The 21,037-nt window shown below is 64.6% G+C and carries 14 protein-coding genes; 10 read left to right on the forward strand and 4 right to left on the reverse strand.

Annotated elements, in window-relative coordinates:
- The first annotated feature begins 59 nt into the window (after positions 1-59).
- The 5 genes from rimP to truB all read left to right on the forward strand — a co-directional run bounded on the left by rimP (position 60) and on the right by truB (position 6,464).
- Positions 60-518: a ribosome maturation factor RimP gene (rimP, locus tag WT53_RS15135; protein WP_011351796.1), complete on the forward strand. Its 459-nt coding sequence runs from the start codon at positions 60-62 to the stop codon at positions 516-518.
- Entirely contained in the window at positions 518-1,993 is a 1,476-nt protein-coding gene (nusA, locus tag WT53_RS15140; RefSeq protein WP_034207114.1) for a transcription termination factor NusA, read from the forward strand. Before rimP ends, nusA begins: the two co-directional genes overlap by 1 nt.
- 91 nt (positions 1,994-2,084) lie before the next feature.
- Positions 2,085-5,006, forward strand: coding sequence for a translation initiation factor IF-2 (infB, locus tag WT53_RS15145; protein ID WP_034207115.1), 2,922 nt, complete (start codon positions 2,085-2,087; stop codon positions 5,004-5,006).
- A gap of 113 nt (positions 5,007-5,119) precedes the next feature.
- Complete coding sequence (gene rbfA, locus WT53_RS15150) at positions 5,120-5,518, forward strand: 30S ribosome-binding factor RbfA (RefSeq protein ID WP_006495346.1); 399 nt, start codon at positions 5,120-5,122, stop codon at positions 5,516-5,518.
- A gap of 13 nt (positions 5,519-5,531) precedes the next feature.
- Positions 5,532-6,464: a tRNA pseudouridine(55) synthase TruB gene (gene truB / locus WT53_RS15155; RefSeq protein WP_034207116.1), complete on the forward strand. Its 933-nt coding sequence runs from the start codon at positions 5,532-5,534 to the stop codon at positions 6,462-6,464.
- A gap of 109 nt (positions 6,465-6,573) precedes the next feature.
- Here the strand turns inward: truB and WT53_RS15160 are convergent, their stop codons facing one another.
- From WT53_RS15160 to WT53_RS15175, 4 genes are all read right to left on the reverse strand, one after another.
- Positions 6,574-8,133 (reverse strand): DHA2 family efflux MFS transporter permease subunit, encoded by a 1,560-nt coding sequence (locus WT53_RS15160; RefSeq protein WP_034207117.1) that lies wholly within the window; start codon positions 8,131-8,133, stop codon positions 6,574-6,576.
- A gap of 28 nt (positions 8,134-8,161) precedes the next feature.
- Positions 8,162-9,376: an HlyD family secretion protein gene (locus WT53_RS15165; protein ID WP_034207118.1), complete on the reverse strand. Its 1,215-nt coding sequence runs from the start codon at positions 9,374-9,376 to the stop codon at positions 8,162-8,164.
- Between the two features lie 52 nt (positions 9,377-9,428).
- A complete protein-coding gene (locus WT53_RS15170; protein ID WP_034207119.1) occupies positions 9,429-10,925 on the reverse strand; it encodes an efflux transporter outer membrane subunit in 1,497 nt (498 codons plus the stop codon).
- 87 nt (positions 10,926-11,012) lie between these two features.
- The gene (locus tag WT53_RS15175; protein WP_034207120.1) at positions 11,013-11,504 is read right to left on the reverse strand and encodes a MarR family winged helix-turn-helix transcriptional regulator; all 492 of its coding nucleotides are present in this window, start codon (positions 11,502-11,504) and stop codon (positions 11,013-11,015) included.
- A 328-nt stretch (positions 11,505-11,832) separates the two neighbouring features.
- On the opposite strand from WT53_RS15175, the gene typA reads away from it, so the two are divergent.
- The 5 genes from typA (at position 11,833) to zapE (ending at position 20,962) form a co-directional block, all read left to right on the forward strand.
- Positions 11,833-13,659, forward strand: a complete 1,827-nt coding sequence (gene typA, locus WT53_RS15180) for a translational GTPase TypA (protein ID WP_034207121.1) — start codon at positions 11,833-11,835, stop codon at positions 13,657-13,659.
- Positions 13,660-13,976: 317 nt separating this feature from the next.
- Positions 13,977-16,841, forward strand: a complete 2,865-nt coding sequence (locus WT53_RS15185; protein WP_034207122.1) for a 2-oxoglutarate dehydrogenase E1 component — start codon at positions 13,977-13,979, stop codon at positions 16,839-16,841.
- Between the two features lie 136 nt (positions 16,842-16,977).
- On the forward strand, positions 16,978-18,255 hold the full coding sequence (gene odhB, locus WT53_RS15190; protein WP_034207123.1) for a 2-oxoglutarate dehydrogenase complex dihydrolipoyllysine-residue succinyltransferase: 1,278 nt from the start codon (positions 16,978-16,980) through the stop codon (positions 18,253-18,255).
- 80 nt (positions 18,256-18,335) lie between these two features.
- Positions 18,336-19,766 carry a dihydrolipoyl dehydrogenase gene (lpdA, locus tag WT53_RS15195; protein WP_034207124.1) on the forward strand — a complete coding sequence of 477 codons (1,431 nt, stop codon included), beginning with the start codon at positions 18,336-18,338 and terminating at the stop codon, positions 19,764-19,766.
- A gap of 98 nt (positions 19,767-19,864) precedes the next feature.
- On the forward strand, positions 19,865-20,962 hold the full coding sequence (gene zapE, locus WT53_RS15200; protein ID WP_034207125.1) for a cell division protein ZapE: 1,098 nt from the start codon (positions 19,865-19,867) through the stop codon (positions 20,960-20,962).
- Positions 20,963-21,037: the final 75 nt, after the last annotated feature.

The following is a 21,037-nucleotide window of genomic DNA, read 5'->3' on the forward strand; positions in this document are numbered from 1 at the left end:
TAAGGCGCGCGCCCGCGGGTGAATCGCGAGCGGCGGGCGCGAACACCTGAGAGGACACTGTGCAACTGACGGAACTGATAGAAACCACGGTCACCGGGCTCGGCTACGAGCTGGTGGATCTCGAGCGCACCGGGCGCGGCATGCTTTGCATCTATATCGATCAGCCTGCCGGCATCTCGCTCGAAGATTGCGAAAAGGTCACGCGTCAGCTCCAGCACGTCTTGACGGTCGAAAACATCGATTACGAACGGCTCGAAGTCTCGTCCCCGGGGCTCGACCGCCCGTTGAAGAAGCTGGCCGACTTCGAGCGCTTCGCCGGCAGCGAAGTTTCCGTGACCTTGAAAAAGCCGCTGGACGGGCGCAAGACGTACCGGGGCATTCTGCACGCGCCGAATGGCGAAACGATCGGTTTGGAATTTGAGGGGAAGAAGGGCGAGGCAGCCATGCTGGATTTCACGCTGGCCGATATCGACAAAGCCCGCCTGATTCCGCAAGTTGACTTTAGGAGCCGCAAATAATGAGTCGCGAAGTGTTGATGCTGGTGGATGCGCTGGCGCGCGAGAAAAACGTCGACAAGGATGTGGTGCTGGGCGCCCTCGAGGCCGCGCTCGCGTCCGCTTCCAAGAAGCTGTTCGACGAAGGCGCCGAAATCCGCGTCCATATCGATCGCGAAAGCGGCGAGCACGAAACCTTCCGTCGCTGGCTCGTCGTGCCCGACGAGGCAGGCTTGCAGGAGCCGGATCGCGAGATCCTGCTGTTCGAGGCTCGTGAGCAGAAGCCCGACGTCGAAGTCGGCGAGTATGTCGAGGAACCCGTTCCGTCGATCGAGTTCGGTCGCATCGGCGCGCAGGCCGCGAAGCAGGTGATCCTGCAGAAGGTACGCGACGCGGAGCGCGAGCAGATCCTGAACGACTACCTCGAGCGTGGCGAAAAGATCATGACGGGTACGGTGAAACGCCTCGACAAGGGCAACTTCATCGTCGAATCGGGCCGCGTCGAGGCGCTGCTGCGCCGCGATCAACTGATCCCGAAGGAAAACCTGCGCGTGGGCGACCGCGTGCGCGCCTACATCGCGAAGGTCGACCGCACCGCGCGCGGCCCGCAGATCGAGCTGTCGCGCACGGCGCCCGAATTCCTGATGAAGCTGTTCGAGATGGAAGTGCCGGAAATCGAGCAGGGCCTGCTCGAGATCAAGGCGGCTGCCCGCGACCCGGGCGTGCGCGCGAAGATCGGCGTCATCGCATACGACAAGCGGATCGATCCGATCGGCACCTGCGTCGGCATCCGCGGCTCGCGCGTGCAGGCCGTGCGCAACGAGCTCGGTGGCGAAAACATCGACATCGTGCTATGGTCGGAAGATCCCGCCCAGTTCGTGATCGGCGCGCTCGCGCCGGCAGCCGTCCAGTCGATCGTCGTCGATGAAGAAAAGCATTCGATGGACGTCGTCGTCGACGAAAACGAACTGGCTGTCGCGATCGGCCGCAGCGGTCAGAACGTTCGCCTTGCCGGCGAGCTGACCGGCTGGCAGATCAACATCATGACGCCGGACGAATCCGCGCTGAAGCAGGGCGAAGAGCGCGACCGGCTGCGTGCACTGTTCATGGCGCGTCTCGACGTCGACGAAGAAGTCGCCGACATCCTGATCGACGAAGGCTTCACGAGCCTCGAAGAGATCGCATACGTGCCGCTCAACGAAATGCTCGAAATCGAAGCGTTCGACGAGGACACCGTGCACGAACTGCGCAACCGCGCACGCGACGCGCTGTTGACGATGGCCATCGCGAACGAAGAAAAGGTCGAGAACGCAGCGCTGGATCTCAAGAGTCTCGACGGCGTCACGCCGGAGCTGCTCGCGAAGCTGGCCGAACACGGCGTGCAGACGCGCGACGATCTCGCCGAGCTGGCTGTAGATGAACTGGTCGACATGACCGGGATGGAAGAGGATGCCGCTAAGGCGTTGATCATGAAAGCACGTGAACATTGGTTCCAGTGAGAAATGACCATGGCGCACTGATTTGATGGCGGCCGTATGGCCTGACCCGATGCTAACCGCAAGGAATCGGTCCTTGCACTAAGAGGAATGAATGGCGAGTAACAACGTAGCCCAATTTGCCGCGGAACTGAAAATGCCTGCTGGTGTGCTGCTCGAACAGCTGCAGGCAGCGGGCGTCCAGAAAGCGAGTGAAGACGACGCGCTGTCCGAAACGGACAAGGCGCGTCTGCTCGATCATTTGCGCAAGTCGCACGGCGCAACCGACGGCGACAAGCGCAAGATCACGCTGACCCGCAAGCATACGTCGGAGATCAAGCAATCTGACGCGACGGGCAAGGCTCGCACCATTCAGGTCGAGGTTCGCAAGAAGCGTACGTTCGTCAAGCGCGACGACGTGAGCGAAGGTGCGGAACAGGGTCAGGCGCAGGTCGCCGAAGCGGACGACGATGCGGAACTGAAGCGTCGCGAGGAAGAGGCGCGCCGCGAGGCCGAGCTGCTCGAGAAGCAGGCGCAGGAGCTGCGCGAGCGTCAGGAGCGCCTCGAGCGCGAGGAAGCCGAACGTCGCGCCCGCGAGGAAGCGGCCGAAGCCGAGCGCCGTCGCGCCGAGGAAGAAGCGGCGGCGAAGCGTGCCGCGGCGGAAGCCGCCGCGGCACGGCAGCAGGCGGCCGCGCAGCAGGCCGCCGCAGCCGAGTCGGAAGCACCGAGTGCGCAGTCCGCGCAGGACGAAGCGCGCGCGGCCGCCGAACGTGCGGCGCAGCGCGAAGCGGCGAAGAAGGCCGAGGACGCTGCCCGGGAGGCGGCCGACAAGGCGCGCGCCGAGCAGGAAGAGATCAGCAAGCGTCGCGCGGCGGCGGAAGCCGAAGCACGCGCGATCCGCGAAATGATGAACACGCCGCGCAAGGCCGTGGTCAAGGCGCCCGAACCGCCGAAGCCGGCCGAGGCGGCGAAGCCGGCCGAAGCGAAGGGCACGCTGCACAAGCCGGCGAAGCCGGAGGGTGCGCAGGCGCGTCCGGCCGTGAAGAAGCCGGCCGGTGCCGCGGCACCGGCCACGACGCAGGCGCCGGCAGGCGCGGGCGACCGCAACAAGAAGCCGGGCGCAGGCAAGGGCGGCTGGCAGGACGACGCATCGAAGCGTCGCGGCATCAAGACGCGCGGCGACTCGAGCGGCGGCGTCGACCGCGGCTGGCGCGGCGGCCCGAAGGGTCGCGGCCGTCATCAGGACAGCGCATCGTCGTTCCAGGCGCCGACCGAACCGATCGTCCGTGAAGTGCACGTGCCGGAAACCGTGTCGGTTGCGGATCTCGCGCACAAGATGTCGATCAAGGCCTCCGAAGTCATCAAGGTGATGATGAAGATGGGCCAGATGGTCACGATCAACCAGGTGCTGGACCAGGAAACGGCGATGATCATCGTCGAGGAACTGGGCCACCGCGCGGTTGCCGCGAAGCTGGACGATCCGGAAGCGCTGCTCGTCGAAGGCGAAACCGGTACCGATGCGGAGCAACTGCCGCGTCCGCCGGTCGTCACGGTGATGGGTCACGTCGACCACGGCAAGACCTCGTTGCTCGACCACATCCGCCGCGCGAAGGTTGCCGCGGGCGAAGCGGGCGGCATTACGCAGCACATCGGCGCGTATCACGTCGACACGCCGCGTGGCGTCATCACGTTCCTCGACACGCCGGGTCACGAAGCGTTCACGGCAATGCGTGCACGCGGCGCGAAGGCGACCGACATCGTCGTGCTGGTGGTGGCGGCCGACGACGGCGTGATGCCGCAGACGAAGGAAGCCATCGCCCACGCGAAGGCGGGTGGCGTGCCGATCGTCGTCGCGATCAACAAGATCGACAAGCCGGAAGCGAACCCCGATCGCGTCAAGCAGGAACTGGTCGCGGAAGGCGTCGTGCCGGAAGAATACGGTGGCGATTCGCCGTTCGTGCCGGTGTCGGCCAAGACGGGCGCAGGTATCGACGATCTGCTCGAGAACGTGCTGCTGCAGGCCGAAGTGCTGGAACTGAAGGCACCGGTCGAAGCGCCGGCCAAGGGCATCGTGATCGAAGCGAAGCTCGACAAGGGTAAAGGCCCGGTCGCGACGATCCTCGTGCAGTCCGGTACGCTGAACCGCGGCGACATCGTGCTGGCGGGTACGGCCTATGGCCGCGTCCGTGCGATGCTCGACGAGAACGGCAAGCCGACGAAGGAAGCCGGCCCGTCGATCCCGGTCGAAATCCAGGGTCTGTCGGAAGTGCCGGGTGCGGGCGAGGAAGTGATCGTGCTGCCGGACGAGCGCAAGGCGCGTGAAATCGCGCTGTTCCGTCAGGGCAAGTTCCGCGACGTGAAGCTCGCGAAGCAGCAGGCCGCGAAGCTCGAAAGCATGCTCGAGCAGATGGGCGAAGGCGAAGTGCAGAACCTGCCGCTCATCATCAAGGCAGACGTGCAGGGTTCGCAGGAAGCGCTCGTGCAGTCGCTGCTCAAGCTGTCGACCGACGAAGTGCGCGTGCAGATCGTGCACAGCGCGGTGGGCGGCATCAGCGAAAACGACGTCAACCTCGCGACGGCATCGAAGGCGGTCATCATCGGCTTCAACACGCGTGCGGATGCTCAGGCACGCAAGCTGGCCGAGGCGAACGGCATCGATATCCGCTACTACAACATCATCTACGACGCAGTGGATGAGGTGAAGGCGGCGATGTCGGGCATGCTGGCGCCGGAGAAGCGCGAAGTCGTCACCGGCATGGTCGAGGTGCGCCAGGTCTTCAAGGTACCGAAGGTCGGCACGGTCGCAGGCTGTATGGTCACGGACGGTATCGTCAAGCGCTCGTCGTCGGTGCGCGTGCTGCGCAACAACGTCGTGATCTTCACGGGCGAACTCGAATCGCTGAAGCGCTTCAAGGACGACGTGAAGGAAGTGAAGCAAGGCTTCGAGTGCGGTATGTCGGTGAAGAATTTCAACGACATCATCGAAGGCGACCAGTTCGAAGTCTTCGAAGTGACCGAAGTCGCACGTACGCTGTAATCGTCGCGTATCGGCTCATGGGCGGGGCAGGCTTGGGCTTGCCCCGCCCATTTTCATGGTGGCGTGCCGAAATGGCCGCCGCTTCATCCTGATAAACGGATCACGGATCGATCATGTCCAGGAAACGTACTTCCCCCAATCGCAACGTTCAGATCGCCGACCAGATTCAGCGCGATCTGTCCGAACTCATCATGCGCGAGGTCAAAGATCCGCGCATCGGCATCGTGACCATCCAGAGCGTGGAGCTCACGCCGGACTATGCGCACGCGAAGGTCTACTTCACGGCGCTCACCGGCGATCCGGACAAGACGCAGGAGGCGCTGAACCATGCGTCGGGTCACCTGCACAACCTGCTGTTCAAGCGCCTGCACATTCATACGGTGCCGACGTTGCATTTCCATTACGACCAGACGATCGAGAAGGCCGTCGAAATGTCGCGCCTGATCAAGGAAGCGAACTCGACGCGCGCGAAGGACGACGACGAGGCCGACGCGCCTGCCAAGGACGACTGAGCTCGACCGGCCTATGACGAATGCTTCACCTCAACGTCCGCGCGTGCCCCGGCGCGTGCTGGACGGCGTTCTTCTGCTGGACAAGCCGGTCGGCCTGTCGAGCAACGATGCGCTGATTCGTGCGAAGCGCCTGCTTCTCGCGAAGAAGGCCGGCCACACCGGCACGCTCGATCCGTTGGCCTCGGGCCTGCTGCCGCTGTGTTTCGGCGAAGCGACCAAGTTCTCGCAGGACTTGCTCGACGCCGACAAGACTTATGAAGCGACGATGCGTCTCGGCCAGCGCACGACCACCGGCGACGCGGAAGGCGACGTGATCGACACACGCCCGGTCGAATGCGATCGGGCGGCGGTGGAAGCCGCGCTCGTGCGCTTCACCGGCGACATCGTGCAGGTGCCGCCGATGTATTCGGCGCTCAAGCGCGACGGGAAGCCGCTGTACGAATATGCGCGGGCCGGCCAGACCGTCGAGCGGGAAGGCCGCAACGTGACGATCCACGCGCTGGAACTGCTCGCCTGCGAGCTGCCCGACGTGACGTTTCGCGTGACCTGCAGCAAGGGCACGTATGTGCGCACGCTGGCGGAGGACATCGGCGAGGCGCTGGGTTGCGGCGCGCATCTGACGATGCTGCGTCGTACGGGCGTCGGCGCGCTGACGCTCGAGCACGCGGTGACGCTCGATGCGCTGTCGGACGCTGCCGAATCGGCGCGCGATGCATGGCTTCAGCCGGTCGATGCGTTGCTGTCGACGTTTCCGGCTATTCGGCTCGACGACGCGTCCGCGAAACGGTTCCTGCACGGCCAGCGCCTGCCGCTGTCGGCGCTCGAGCCGATCGACGCGGCCGATGGCGAGCGCGTGCGCGTGTACGACGCAACGCGATTGCTCGGCGTGGCACGCAAGGCGAATGGCGTGCTCGCACCGGAACGGCTCGTCGTGACGGCGCCATGACGCAGCGACGCACGCACGTGCACGCGGCAGAATGAAAAAGGCCCGGTCGATTTTCGACCGGGCCTTTCGTTTGGCGTGATCGCGCCGTGATGCCGCTGCCGGGTAGCGCTCAGTGTGCCGCCGACGCCGCCGCACCGGCATCGCCGCCGCCCGCGCGTTCGGGCTTGGTGATCCAGATCAAGCCGATCAGCAGCACGAAGATCGCGGCCGAAATGTAGAACAGATCGTTCACGCCGAGCTGCGCCGCCTGCTGCGTGGCCATGTTGTTGATCAGGCCGTGTGCCTGCTCCTGCGTGAGCCCGAGATTACCCATCTGCGTGACGGCCTGATTGAACGTCGGGTTGTACGGATTCGTCTGTTCGACCAGTTGCGCGTGGTGGAAGTTGTTCCGATGATCCCACGCGGTCTGGAAGATCGACGTACCGATGCCGCCGCACATGATCCGCACGAAGTTCGACAGGCCGGACGCCGCTGGAATGCGGTGGCCGGGCAGGCCCGACAACGTGATCGACACGAGCGGGATGAAGAAGCCCGCCATCGCGATGCCCTGCACGAGCGTCGGCAGCGTCAGCGACCATTCGTCGACGCCGGTCGTGTAGCGCGAACGCATCCAGAAGCACAGCGCGAACGTGAGGAACGACGCCGTCGAGATGAAGCGCGGATCGGTGCGCGGCAGATACTTCCCGGTGAGTGGCGACAACAGGATGGCGAACAACCCGACCGGCGCCATCACGAGGCCGGCGTCGGTCGCGGTGTAGCCGATTTGCGTCTGCAGCCACAGCGGTAACAGCACGAGATTGCCGAAGTACAGGCCGTAGCCGATCGACAGCGCGACCGTGCCGCCGGTGAAGTTCCGTATGCGGAACAGCGACAGGTCGACGACCGGGTGCTCGGCGGTCAGCTCCCAGATCACGAAGAACGCGAACGCGATGACGGCGGTGAGCGCGAGCACGACGATCGTCGTCGACGCGAACCAGTCCAGATCCTTGCCCTTGTCGAGCATGATCTGCAGCGAGCCGACCCAGACGACCAGCAGCGCGAGGCCCACGCCGTCGATCGGCGCACGGCGCACGGCCGACTCCCGACTCCGGTAGATCACCCACGTCGCGGCGGCGGCGGCGATGCCGACCGGGATGTTGACGTAGAAGATCCACGGCCACGAATAGTTGTCCGAGATCCAGCCGCCGAGAATCGGGCCCGCGACGGGGGCGATCAGCGTCGTCATCGCCCATAGTGCGAGCGCCATCGGCGCTTTCGCGCGTGGATAGCTCGACAGCAGGAGCGCTTGCGACAGCGGAATCATCGGGCCCGCGACGGCCCCCTGGAGCACGCGCGACGCGAGCAGGAACGGCAGGCTCGGCGCCAGCCCGCACATCCACGACGAGATGACGAACAGGACGATCGACGCGAGGAACAGGCGGACTTGCCCGAAACGGTCGGTCAGCCAGCCGGTCAGCGGCACCGAGATTGCGTTCGCGACCGCGAACGACGTGATGACCCACGTGCCCTGATCGGACGACACGCCGAGGTCGCCCGAGATGGTCGGGATCGCGACGTTCGCGATGGACGTGTCGAGCACGTTCATGAACACCGCGAGCGATACCGCGATCGTCCCGAGCAGGAGTTGTCCGCCCTGCAGCGGCGGATGGGAGACAGGAGCCTGTGCCATGTCGGTTGCCTTTCCGGAGTCGGAACCGTTACATCATTTTCGCGGCGCTGCTCTGCTTCGCCGCGACCGGCGCCGACGCGTTGCCGCCGGCGTTCTCGGCGATGATGCGCGCGATTTCGGCGTCGGCTTCGTCGCCGTATTTCGCGAACACGTTGGTCTCGTAGACGGTGTTCGGTGCGTTGACGAGCTGGTCGCCGCGTTCGTCCTTGATGTCCACGTCGACCTGCATCGACAGGCCGATGCGCAGCGGATGCTTGTCGAGATCCTTCGGGTCGAGCTCGATCCGCACCGGCAGGCGCTGCACGACCTTGATCCAGTTGCCGGTCGCGTTTTGCGCGGGCAGCAGCGAGAACGCCGAACCCGTGCCGGCGGAGAAGCCGACGACCTTGCCGTGGTACGTGACCGACGAACCGTAGATGTCGGCCGTCATCTCGACCGGCTGGCCGATGCGCATGTGCTTCAGCTGGACTTCCTTGAAGTTCGCGTCGACCCACACGGCATTGAGCGGCACCACCGACATCAGCGGGTTGCCGGGCGACACGCGCTGGCCGACCTGCACCGAGCGCTTCGCGACGTAGCCGGTGACCGGCGCCGGCAGCACGTTACGCGCGTTCGCGAGGTACGCGTCGCGCACCTTCGCGGCGGCGGCCATCACGTTCGGGTGCGAGGCGATCGTCGTGTTCGCGGTCAATGCGCGATTCGATGCGAGCTGCTGTTGCGCGGCGTCGACCGATGCCTGCGCGGCCTTCACCGCGTCGCGGGCGTGCGAGATTTCTTCCTGCGATACGGCGCCCGTCTGCGCGACGGCCAGGCGGCGACGCAGGTCGTCCTGGGCCTTCGACAGATCCGACTGGCGCAGCGCGACTTGCGCGCGGTACTGGTCGTCGTTGACGAACAGGCCGCGCACCTGGCGCACCGTCTGCGCGAGGTTGGCTTCCGCCTGCTGCAGCGCGACCTGCGAATCGGCCGGGTCGAGCACGACGAGCGGATCGCCGGCCTTGACCGTTTGCGTGTCGTCCGCCTTCACGGCGATCACGGTGCCGGTGACCTGCGGCGTGATCTGCACGACGTTGCCGTTCACGTACGCATCGTCGGTGTCTTCATGGAAGCGGGCGACGAGGAAGTAGTACAGGCCGTATGCGATGGCCGCGATCACGATGACCGCGACGAGCAGCGTCATCATTCGTTTGCGCTTGCCGTTGTTCTGCGGCTGCGCGCTGGCGGCGTTTTGTTGGTCGCTCATGGCGATTTTCTCCGTCCGTTATTTCGAGTGTCTGCGTAGTGGTGGCGCCGGATCAGTTGGCGGCCTGTTTGGTCGGCGTGGCCGCATCGGGCGCGGCGAGCGGCGTGCCGGTCGCGTCGAACCCGCCGCCGAGCGCCTTGATCAGGGCGAGCTGCATGTCGCGCCGGCGCATTTTCAGGTTGGTCACCGTCTGCTCCGATGCGAGGCGGTTGCTGTCCGCCGTCAGGACCTGCAGTTGCGGCGACAGGCCGGCCTTGTAGCGGATGACCGCGAGATCGTACGCCCGCGTCGAGGCGTCGAGCGCGCGTTGGGCGTCGCCCATCTGGCGATCGATCGCGCGGATCGACGCGACTTGCGTCGCGACGTCGTTCAGCGCGCTGATCAGCGTCTGGTTGTAGTTCGCGACCGACAGGTCGAAGTCGGCGTAGCGGCCCTTGAGCTGGGCGCGCAGCGCGCCGGCATCGAAGATCGGCAGGTGGATCGCCGGGCCGAACTGCGCCTGGCGACTCGCGAAGTTCAGGAATTTGCCCCAGCCGAACGCATCGAAGCCGAACCCGGCCGCGAGGTTCACGTCCGGGAAGAACTCGGCCTTCGCTTCCTTCACGTCGTGCATCGCGGCTTCGACCTGCCAGCGCGCGGCGACGATGTCGGGCCGGCGCGACACGAGGTCGGCGGGAAGATTGCCGGGCAGCGCGACTTCGCCGGTGGGGTTCATCACCGGCGCCGCGATCTGCAGCCCGCGATCCGGACCCTTGCCGAGCAGCGCGGCGAGCTGGTAGCGCACCGTCGTGATCTGGCCGTCGAGGTCCGACAGGGAGGCCTGGGTGGTCGCGATGTTGCCGCGGGCCGTCTGGCGTTCGACGTTGGTATCGAGGCCGGCTGATACGCGGCCGTCGGTGATCTTGCCGACCGTCTCGCGGTTGGTGATCTCGCGTTGCGCGATGTCGCGCAACGCATAGAGCTGGGCGAGCGAGTTGTAGGTGCGTGCGACCGACGACGCGAGCGTGATGCGCGCCTGTTGCATGTCGGCTTCGGCGGCCTTTTCCTGCGACACGGCCGTGTGCAGGCGCTCGCGGTTCTTGCCCCACAGGTCGAGTTCCCACGAGGCGCTCGCCAGCGCGTTGTTTTCGCTGTACCACTGGCCGCCGTACGGGGGCGGGAACAGGCCGTTCGCCGAATACAGTTCACGCGTCCAGGAATAACTGGCTTCGGCCTTCGGCATCAGGTTCGAGCGCGACGATTCGATGTACGACGAGGCTTTCGCGATGCGCGCCTGCGCCTGTGCGATCGACGGGTTGCCCTGCAGCGCTTCGTCGATCAGCTTCGGCAATTGCGGATCGCCGAACTGGCTGGCCCAGTCGAGTGCCGGCCATTGGCCGCCCTGGGCCGGCAGGCTCTGGGCGGATTCGAATTGCGACGCGGGGGCGATCTGTTTGTCGCTCTTGATGCCGATGTAATTCGCGCAGCCCGCCAGCGCCAGCGCGGCGACCGCGGCGGCGACGGCGGCGCGGCACGACCCGGCGCGCACGGACAACGGGGAGGATTTCATCGCGCTAACCCCTGACTCGGAATGAATGATGGACACTGCAAGGATTTCCTTACATTAATCTGTCAAAAGTAATTGTTATGGCAACTATTACGTGATGCTACCGCCGGCCGTCTCGCAATAGTTGCTGAGAATGCGGCGCAGCATGCTCTTCAGGAACCCGACTTCTTCCGGCGTAAACCCGTCCAGCACCTGGTCGAGCACGCTGCGAAAAATGGGCGGTAGCCGTTCGGCCAGCGCACGGCCTTCGTCGGTGAGCTCGAGGCGCACGACGCGTCGGTCCTCGATGCTGCGCACGCGCGACAGCAGGCCGCGTTTCTCGACCCGGTCGAGCAGGCGCGTGACCGCGCTTGCGTCGATTCCGTATTCGCGCGCGAGTTCGGCGGCCGTCGAGCACTTGCCGACCGCGATCATGAACAGCATGCTCGCCTGTGTGCCCGTGATGCCGAGCTCTTCCTGCGTGCGCTGCGTGACGAGGTTGGTCATCACCGACTTCACGCGCGACATCAGATAACCGACGCTGTCGTTCATCTGATACGAAGACAACTGCGAAACGGGCGGAGAGGTAGGAGAATCCGACATAAAACCCTGAAGCTGCAATAGTTGACTAGGCAGCAGTATAGGCACAATTGCTTGCCGCGGCAAATGTTAATCGAACGGCAAAACCCGCGCTGTGTCTGGCGAGAATCCCTTATCTTGATAAGGTTTTTTTGCCGATCGGCGAGCGTGCGGAAGAGGATTCGTCCGTTCGGCACAGGAGGGCGGAGCGGCCCGTTTTGCTGCAATGCAATGCGCGGGTCGGCTCTCGACACTCGCACGTGCTATAATTTGAGGCTTTCCAAGCTGCAACGCGCGCGCCCGTGAAAAACGAGCGCGCGCGTTTGCGCGTTCAAACGATTTCCAGGTTTCTATGACCCGCGCCCTTCGCAATATCGCCATCATCGCCCACGTCGACCACGGCAAGACCACGCTCGTCGACCAACTGCTCCGCCAGTCCGGCACCTTCCGCGAGAACCAGCAGATTGCGGAGCGGGTGATGGACTCGAACGACATCGAAAAAGAGCGCGGGATCACGATTCTCGCGAAGAACTGCGCGGTCGAATACGAAGGCACGCACATCAACATCGTCGACACGCCGGGGCACGCGGACTTCGGCGGCGAAGTCGAGCGCGTGCTGTCGATGGTCGACTCGGTGCTGCTGCTCGTCGACGCGGTCGAAGGCCCGATGCCGCAGACGCGCTTCGTCACGAAGAAGGCGCTCGCGCTCGGCCTGAAGCCGATCGTCGTCGTCAACAAGATCGATCGTCCGGGCGCGCGGATCGACTGGGTCATCAACCAGACCTTCGACCTGTTCGACAAGCTCGGCGCGACCGAAGAGCAGCTCGACTTCCCGATCGTGTACGCATCGGGCCTGAACGGCTACGCGTCGCTCGACCCGGCTGCTCGCGAAGGCGACATGCGCCCGCTGTTCGAGGCGATCCTCGCGCACGTGCCGGTTCGCCCGGCCGATCCGGAAGCGCCGCTGCAGCTCCAGATCACGTCGCTCGACTATTCGACGTACGTCGGCCGGATCGGCGTCGGCCGCATCACGCGCGGCCGCATCAAGCCGGGCCAGCCGGTCGCGATGCGTTTCGGCCCGGAAGGCGACGTGCTGAACCGCAAGATCAACCAGGTGCTGTCGTTCAAGGGCCTGGAGCGCGTGCAGGTCGAGTCGGCCGAGGCGGGCGACATCGTGCTGATCAACGGTATCGAAGACGTCGGCATCGGCGCGACGATCTGCGCGGTCGACACGCCGGAAGCGCTGCCGATGATCACCGTCGACGAGCCGACGCTGACGATGAACTTCCTCGTCAACTCGTCGCCGCTCGCCGGCCGCGAAGGCAAGTTCGTGACGAGCCGCCAGATCCGCGACCGTCTGATGAAGGAGCTGAACCACAACGTCGCGCTGCGCGTGAAGGATACCGGCGACGAAACGGTGTTCGAAGTGTCCGGTCGCGGCGAACTGCACCTGACGATTCTCGTCGAGAACATGCGCCGCGAAGGCTACGAGCTGGCCGTGTCGCGTCCGCGCGTCGTGATGCAGGAGATCGACGGCGTGCGTCACGAGCCGTACGAGCTGCTGACGGTCGACGTCGAGGACGAACACCAGGGCGGCGTGATGGAAGAGCTGGGCCGCCGCAAGGGCGAGATGCTCGACATGGCGTCGGACGGCCGCGGCCGCACGCGTCTGGAATACAAGATCTCGGCGCGTGGCCTGATCGGCTTCCAGAGCGAATTCCTGACGCTCACGCGCGGCACGGGCCTGATGAGCCACATCTTCGACTCGTACGCGCCGGTCAAGGACGGCTCGGTCTTCGAACGCCGCAACGGCGTGCTGATCTCGCAGGACGATGGCGCCGCGGTCGCGTACGCGCTGTGGAAGCTGCAGGATCGCGGCCGCATGTTCGTGAAGCCGGGCGATGCGCTGTATGAGGGCATGATCATCGGCATCCACAGCCGCGACAACGACCTCGTCGTGAACCCGATCAAGGGCAAGCAGTTGACCAACGTGCGCGCGTCGGGCACCGACGAAGCCGTGCGTCTCGTGCCGCCGGTCCAGATGTCGCTGGAATACGCGGTCGAATTCATCGACGACGACGAGCTCGTCGAAGTGACGCCGCAGTCGATCCGCCTGCGCAAGCGCTTCCTGAAGGAGCACGAGCGTCGCCGCGCGAGCCGCGAAGGCGCGGTCGACTAAGCATCGATCGTTCCCGCATATCAGGGAAAAGGCTGCCTTCGGGCGGCCTTTTTTGCATTCGTGCGACCGGCAACCGGGCCGGTTGCAAAACACTGTTCCCGCAGGCCGCGGCAATCCGGCAAAACCCCGCCGCGCGGTGCTTTCACGCGCATTTCGCCGTGAACTCCGGTATCGGTTCTGTGATATGCTGCGCGCACGCAAGTTTTAGGTCCTTCCAAGCAAGACTTGATTCGCAATCCGCTAAACGGTCAGGCCGTGTCGCGGAAGGTTGAGTAACCCGCTATTTCTCGAGAAGCTCGAAGAAAGGTGAGCGTAAAATGTCAGATGTAATGAAGCAGTTTCAGCTGAACTCCTATCTGTTCGGCGGCAATGCTTCGTACGTTGAAGAACTGTACGATGCATACCTCAACAATCCGGCATCGGTGCCGGAGAACTGGCGAGAGTATTTCGACGCGCTGCAGAACGTGCCTGCGACGGACGGCTCGAATGCCAATGACGTCGCTCACTTCCCGATCGTCGAATCGTTCGCCGAGCGTGCGAAGGCCAATGCCTTCATTCCGCGCGAAAGCACCAGCAATCTCGCGACCGCACGCAAGCAGGTGCACGTCCAGTCGCTCATCAGCGCCTATCGCTTCCTCGGCTCGCAATGGGCCAACCTCGATCCGCTGAAGCGTCGCGAGCGTCCGGCCATTCCCGAGCTCGAACCCGCGTTCTACGATTTCTCCGAAGGCGACCTCGACCAGACGTACAGCGCAAGCAACCTGTACTTCGGTTTCGACCAGGCTTCGCTGCGCGACATCGTCAAGGGCCTGCGCGACACGTACTGCGGCACGATCGGCGCCGAGTACATGTACATCAGCGATCCGGAACAGAAGCGCTGGTGGCAGGAGCGCCTGGAATCGATCCGCGCGACCCCGTCGTTCTCGGCCGACAAGAAGAAGCACATCCTGAATCGCCTGACGGCCGCCGAAGGCCTCGAGCGCTACCTGCACACCAAGTACGTCGGCCAGAAGCGCTTCTCGCTCGAAGGCGGCGAGAGCTTCATCGCGGCGATGGACGAAGTCGTCCAGCACGCGGGCAAGAGCGGCGTGCAGGAAATCATCATCGGCATGGCTCACCGCGGCCGTCTGAACGTGCTGGTCAACACGCTGGGCAAGATGCCGGCCGACCTGTTCGCCGAATTCGAAGGCAAGCACGTCGACGACCTGCCGGCCGGCGACGTGAAATACCACAAGGGCTTCTCGTCGGACGTGTCGACGGAAGGCGGCCCGGTCCACCTGTCGCTCGCGTTCAACCCGTCGCACCTCGAAATCGTGAACCCGGTGGTCGAAGGTTCCGCGAAGGCGCGGATGGACCGTCGCGGCGACGAAGACGGCCTGCAGGTGCTGCCGGTGCAGATCCACGGCGACGCGGCGTTCGCCGGCCAGGGCGTCGTGATGGAAACGCTGAACCTGGCGCAGACGCGCGGTTACGGCACGCACGGCACGCTGCACATCGTCATCAACAACCAGATCGGCTTCACGACGTCCGACCCGCGCGACGCGCGCTCGACGCTGTACTGTACCGACGTCGTCAAGATGATCGAAGCGCCGGTGCTGCACGTGAACGGCGACGATCCGGAAGCCGTCGTGCTCGCGACGCAGATCGCGATCGACTACCGGATGCAGTTCCACAAGGATGTCGTGATCGACATCGTCTGCTTCCGCAAGCTGGGCCACAACGAGCAGGACACGCCGGCCGTCACGCAGCCGCTGATGTACAAGAAGATCGCGCAGCACCCGGGCACCCGTGCGCTGTATGCCGAGAAGCTCGTGCAGCAGGGCGTGATCACCGCGGAAGACGCCGACAACTACGTGAAGGCGTATCGCAAGGCGATGGACGACGGCCACCACACCGTCGATCCGGTCCTGTCGAACTACAAGAGCAAGTACGCGGTCGACTGGGTGCCGTTCCTGAATCGCAAGTGGACGGACGCAGCCGACACGGCCGTGCCGCTCGCCGAATTGAAGCGTCTCGGCGAACGCATCACGACGATTCCGGAAAACTTCAAGGTTCACCCGCTCGTCGAGCGCGTGATCAACGACCGCCGCAACATGGCGCGCGGCGACCAGCCGCTCGACTGGGGCATGGGCGAACACCTCGCGTTCGCGTCGCTCGTCGCGTCGGGCTACTCGGTGCGCCTGACGGGCCAGGACTCGGGCCGCGGCACGTTCACGCACCGTCATGCGGTGCTGCACGACCAGAACCGCGAGCGCTGGAACGACGGCACGTACGTGCCGCTGCAGAACATCGCCGAAGGTCAGGCGAAGTTCACGGTGATCGACTCGGTGCTGTCGGAAGAAGCGGTGCTGGGCTTCGAATACGGCTACTCGACCGCCGAGCCGAACACGCTCGTGATGTGGGAGGCGCAGTTCGGCGACTTCGTCAACGGCGCGCAAGTCGTGATCGACCAGTTCATCTCGTCGGGCGAAGTGAAGTGGGGCCGCGTGTCGGGCCTCACGATGCTGCTGCCGCACGGCTACGAAGGCCAGGGTCCGGAACACTCGTCCACGCGGATCGAGCGTTTCCTGCAACTGTGTGCCGACCACAACATGCAGGTCGTCCAGCCGACGACGCCGGCGCAGATCTTCCACCTGCTGCGTCGCCAGATGATCCGCCTGTTCCGCAAGCCGCTGATCGTCGCGACGCCGAAGTCGCTGCTGCGTCACAAGGAGGCGGTGTCGGATCTGTCGGAACTGGCGAAGGGTTCGTTCCAGCCGGTGCTGGGCGAAACCGACGGCGGCATCGACGCGAAGAAGGTCAAGCGCGTGCTGGTGTGCTCGGGCCGCGTGTACTACGACCTCGTCGCGCATCGCCGCGAAGCGAAGGCGAACGACGTCGCGATCATCCGTATCGAGCAGCTGTATCCGTTCGCGCACAAGCAGTTCGAAGCCGAAATGAAGAAGTACGAGAACGCGACTGAAGTGGTCTGGGTGCAGGACGAGCCGCAGAACCAGGGCCCCTGGTTCTACGTCGAGCACCACCTGAAGGAAGGCATGAAGGAAGGGCAGAAGCTGGCATACAGCGGCCGTCCGGCTTCGGCCTCGCCGGCGGTTGGCTACTACGCGAAGCACTACGAGCAGCAGAAGGCCCTGATCGAAGGTGCATTCGGCCGCCTGAAGAGCGCATCGATCGCGAAATAATCGACGTCAAGCGAAACGGGAAGGCGCGCGGCGCTTTCCCGTTCCTTTTGGCCTGCCGGGCGCGTCGCGCGCCGCACCGGCCGAAGGAATCGCACGAACCTCGTCACACCCCAGATTAAGCATCCAGGAAAATCACATGGCTATCGTAGAAGTCAAAGTCCCCCAGCTTTCGGAGTCGGTGTCGGAAGCCACCATGCTGCAGTGGAAGAAGAAGCCGGGCGAAGCAGTCGCGCAGGACGAAATCCTGATCGAACTCGAGACCGACAAGGTCGTCCTCGAAGTGCCGGCGCCGGCAGCGGGCGTGCTCGCGCAAGTGCTGCAGAACGACGGCGACACGGTGGTCGCCGATCAGGTGATCGCGACGATCGACACCGAAGCGAAGGCAGGTGCTGCCGAAGCAGCGGCAGGCGCCGCCGAAGTCAAGCCGGCGGCAGCGCCTGCTGCAGCCGCACCGGCCGCACAGCCGGCCGCCGCGACCGCATCGAGCTCGGCCGCCGCATCGCCGGCCGCAGCGAAGCTGCTGGCCGAGAAGGGCCTGTCGACGGGCGACGTCGCAGGTTCGGGCCGTGACGGCCGTGTCACGAAGGGCGATGCGCTGGCCGCAGGCAGCGCACCGAAGGCTGCTCCGGCCGCCGCACCGGCGAAGACCGCCGCCGCGAAGCCGGCGCTGCCGGAAGTGAAGGTGCCGGCGTCGGCAGCGACGTGGCTGACCGACCGTCCGGAGCAGCGCGTGCCGATGTCGCGCCTGCGCGCGCGTATCGCCGAGCGCCTGCTCGAATCGCAGCAGACCAACGCGATCCTGACGACGTTCAACGAAGTGAACATGGCTCCGGTCATGGAACTGCGTAACAAGTACAAGGACAAGTTCGAGAAGGAACACGGCGTGAAGCTCGGCTTCATGTCGTTCTTCGTGAAGGCGGCCGTTCACGCGCTGAAGAAGTTCCCGCTCGTGAACGCGTCGATCGACGGTAACGACATCGTCTACCACGGCTACTTCGACATCGGTATCGCGGTCGGTTCGCCGCGCGGCCTGGTCGTGCCGATCCTGCGCAACGCGGATCAGCTGAGCCTCGCCGAAATCGAGAAGAAGATCGCCGAATTCGGCCAGAAGGCGAAGGACGGCAAGCTGTCGATCGAGGAAATGACGGGCGGTACGTTCTCGATCTCGAACGGCGGCGTGTTCGGTTCGATGCTGTCGACCCCGATCATCAACCCGCCGCAGTCGGCGATTCTCGGCGTGCACGCGACGAAGGAGCGCCCGGTCGTCGAAAACGGCCAGATCGTGATCCGCCCGATCAACTACCTGGCGCTGTCGTACGACCACCGCATCATCGACGGCCGCGAAGCCGTGCTGTCGCTCGTCGCGATGAAGGATGCGCTGGAAGATCCGGCACGCCTGCTGCTCGACCTGTAAGCCGAGTCTCACTGCATCGACCCGTTCGCAGGTTCGCGCGCACGCGTGAACCTGCGGGCGTACAAGTAGAAAGGATTGTCATGTCCAAGGAATTTGACGTTGTCGTGATCGGCGCCGGCCCCGGCGGCTACATCGCCGCGATTCGCGCCGCGCAGCTCGGCAAGACCGTTGCCTGTATCGAGAAGTGGAAGAACCCGGCCGGCGCGCTGAAGCTCGGCGGCACCTGCCTGAACGTCGGCTGCATCCCGTCGAAGGCGCTGCTCGCGTCGTCGGAAGAGTTCGAGAACGCGTCGCATCACCTGGCCGACCACGGCATCACGGTCGACGGCGTGAAGATCGACGTCGCGAAGATGCTCGGCCGCAAGGATGCGATCGTCGAGAAGATGACGAGCGGGATCGAGTTCCTGTTCAAGAAGAACAAGATCACCTGGCTGAAGGGCCATGGCAAGTTCACCGGCAAGACCGATGCCGGCGTGCAGATCGAAGTGAGCGGCGAGGGTGAAACCGAAGTCGTCACCGCGAAGAACGTGATCATCGCGACGGGTTCGAAGGCGCGTCACCTGCCGAACATCCCGGTCGACAACAAGATCGTGTCGGACAACGAAGGTGCGCTGACGTTCGATTCGGTGCCGAAGAAGCTCGCCGTGATCGGCGCGGGCGTGATCGGTCTCGAGCTCGGCTCGGTGTGGCGCCGCCTCGGCGCCGACGTGACGGTGCTCGAAGCGCTGCCGGCATTCCTCGGCGCAGCCGACGAAGCGCTTGCGAAGGAAGCGGCGAAGCTGTTCAAGAAGCAGGGCCTCGACATTCATCTCGGCGTGAAGATCGGCGACGTGAAGACGACCGCGAACGGCGTGTCGATCGCTTACACGGACAAGGACGGCAACGCGCAGACGCTCGACGCCGACCGCCTGATCGTGTCGGTCGGCCGTGTGCCGAACACCGACAACCTCGGCCTTGAAGCCATCGGCCTGAAGGCGAACGAGCGCGGCTTCATCGACGTGGACGACCACTGCCGCACGGCCGTGCCGAACGTCTACGCGATCGGCGACGTGGTGCGCGGCCCGATGCTCGCGCACAAGGCGGAAGACGAAGGCGTGCTGGTCGCGGAAGTGATCGACGGGCAGAAGCCGCACATCGACTACAACTGCATTCCGTGGGTGATCTACACGTACCCGGAAATCGCATGGGTCGGCAAGACGGAGCAGCAGCTGAAGGCCGAAGGCCGCGAGATCAAGACGGGCAAGTTCCCGTTCTCGATCAACGGTCGCGCGCTCGGCATGAACGCGCCGGACGGTTTCGTGAAGATGATCGCGGACGCGAAGACCGACGAACTGCTCGGCGTGCACGTGATCGCCGCGAACGCGTCGGACCTGATCGCGGAAGCCGTGGTGGCGATGGAGTTCAAGGCGGCGTCGGAAGACATCGCCCGCATCTGCCATCCGCACCCGTCGATGTCGGAAGTGATGCGCGAAGCGGCGCTCGCGGTCGACAAGCGCTCGCTGAACAGCTGAGCACGGTGTAGCGCCTGCCGGCCGTCGGCCGGCGCAGCCGTCTCATGACGAAGGCGGGCGGGGTTTCCCGCTCGCCTTCGTTCTTTCCGGTTTGCCCGATGAACGTCACCGAATACTACACGCGCGAACTGACCACGCGCGGCTATCAGTCCGATCCCGCTCAGCGCGCGGCCGTCGATCGCCTGCAGCGCTGTTTCGACGAGTGGGTCGACTACAAGGCGCGCCGCTCGAACGCTTTCAAGAAGCTCATCAATCACCCGGATCTCCCGCGCGGCGTCTACATGTGGGGCGGTGTCGGTCGCGGCAAGAGCTTCCTGATGGACAGCTTCTACGCAGTCGTACCCGTGCAGCGCAAGACGCGCCTGCATTTCCACGAATTCATGCGGGAAGTGCACCGCGAGCTCGAGGAACTGAAGGGGCAGGCCGATCCGCTCGACGAACTCGCGCGACGCATCGCGAAGCGTTACCGGCTGATCTGCTTCGACGAGTTCCACGTGTCGGACATCGCCGACGCGATGATCCTGCATCGCTTGCTCGATCGCCTGTTCAACAATGGCGTGCAGTTCGTGATGACGTCCAATTACGATCCCGACGACCTGTATCCGGACGGCCTGCATCGCGACCGCATGCTGCCGGCGATCGCGCTGATCAAGGAAAAGCTCGACGTGCTCAACGTCGACGCGGGGGTCGACTATCGTCAGCGCACGCTCGCGCAGGTGAAGATGTATCACACGCCGCTCGGCGCGGAAGCCGATCGCGAACTGCGCCATGCCTTCGGCAAGCTCGCGGCCGTGCCTGACGAAAGCCCGATCCTGCATATCGAGAAGCGCGAACTGAAGGCGCTGCGCAAGGCGGACGGCGTCGTGTGGTTCGATTTCGCGACGCTGTGCGGCGGCCCGCGTTCGCAGAACGACTACCTCGAACTGGCGAGCCGTTTTCATGCGATCGTGCTGTCCGAGGTGCCGCAGATGTCGCCGCGGATGGCGTCCGAAGCGCGCCGCTTCACCTGGCTCATCGACGTGCTTTACGATCACAAGGTCAAGCTGCTGATGTCCGCGGCGGTGCCGGCCGAAGCGTTGTACGTCGAAGGCCCGATGGCCAACGAATTCGCGCGTACGGTCTCGCGCATCGTCGAGATGCAGTCGAAGGAGTATCTCGAAACGCCGCGCCGCATCGTCGATACGTCGTTGACCTGAGCGGATGGCGGGTGCTCGCAATTGGCGTCATTCAAACGTCAATTTCGGTTAGATTCAGCGAATCTTCGGGTATTT

It is taken from the genome of Burkholderia sp. MSMB2157WGS (assembly GCF_001532755.1).
GTDB lineage: Bacteria > Pseudomonadota > Gammaproteobacteria > Burkholderiales > Burkholderiaceae > Burkholderia.

What these genes read in the sequence shown, in the direction of transcription:
- nusA (WP_034207114.1), top strand. Translation starts at nt 518, where the DNA reads ATGAGTCGCGAAGTGTTGATGCTGGTGGATGCGCTGGCGCGCGAGAAA.
- infB (WP_034207115.1), top strand. Translation starts at nt 2,085, where the DNA reads ATGGCGAGTAACAACGTAGCCCAATTTGCCGCGGAACTGAAAATGCCT.
- rbfA (WP_006495346.1), top strand. Translation starts at nt 5,120, where the DNA reads ATGTCCAGGAAACGTACTTCCCCCAATCGCAACGTTCAGATCGCCGAC.
- truB (WP_034207116.1), top strand. Translation starts at nt 5,532, where the DNA reads ATGACGAATGCTTCACCTCAACGTCCGCGCGTGCCCCGGCGCGTGCTG.
- WT53_RS15160 (WP_034207117.1), bottom strand. Translation starts at nt 8,133, where the DNA reads ATGGCACAGGCTCCTGTCTCCCATCCGCCGCTGCAGGGCGGACAACTC.
- WT53_RS15165 (WP_034207118.1), bottom strand. Translation starts at nt 9,376, where the DNA reads ATGAGCGACCAACAAAACGCCGCCAGCGCGCAGCCGCAGAACAACGGC.
- WT53_RS15170 (WP_034207119.1), bottom strand. Translation starts at nt 10,925, where the DNA reads ATGAAATCCTCCCCGTTGTCCGTGCGCGCCGGGTCGTGCCGCGCCGCC.
- WT53_RS15175 (WP_034207120.1), bottom strand. Translation starts at nt 11,504, where the DNA reads ATGTCGGATTCTCCTACCTCTCCGCCCGTTTCGCAGTTGTCTTCGTAT.
- typA (WP_034207121.1), top strand. Translation starts at nt 11,833, where the DNA reads ATGACCCGCGCCCTTCGCAATATCGCCATCATCGCCCACGTCGACCAC.
- WT53_RS15185 (WP_034207122.1), top strand. Translation starts at nt 13,977, where the DNA reads ATGTCAGATGTAATGAAGCAGTTTCAGCTGAACTCCTATCTGTTCGGC.
- odhB (WP_034207123.1), top strand. Translation starts at nt 16,978, where the DNA reads ATGGCTATCGTAGAAGTCAAAGTCCCCCAGCTTTCGGAGTCGGTGTCG.
- lpdA (WP_034207124.1), top strand. Translation starts at nt 18,336, where the DNA reads ATGTCCAAGGAATTTGACGTTGTCGTGATCGGCGCCGGCCCCGGCGGC.
- zapE (WP_034207125.1), top strand. Translation starts at nt 19,865, where the DNA reads ATGAACGTCACCGAATACTACACGCGCGAACTGACCACGCGCGGCTAT.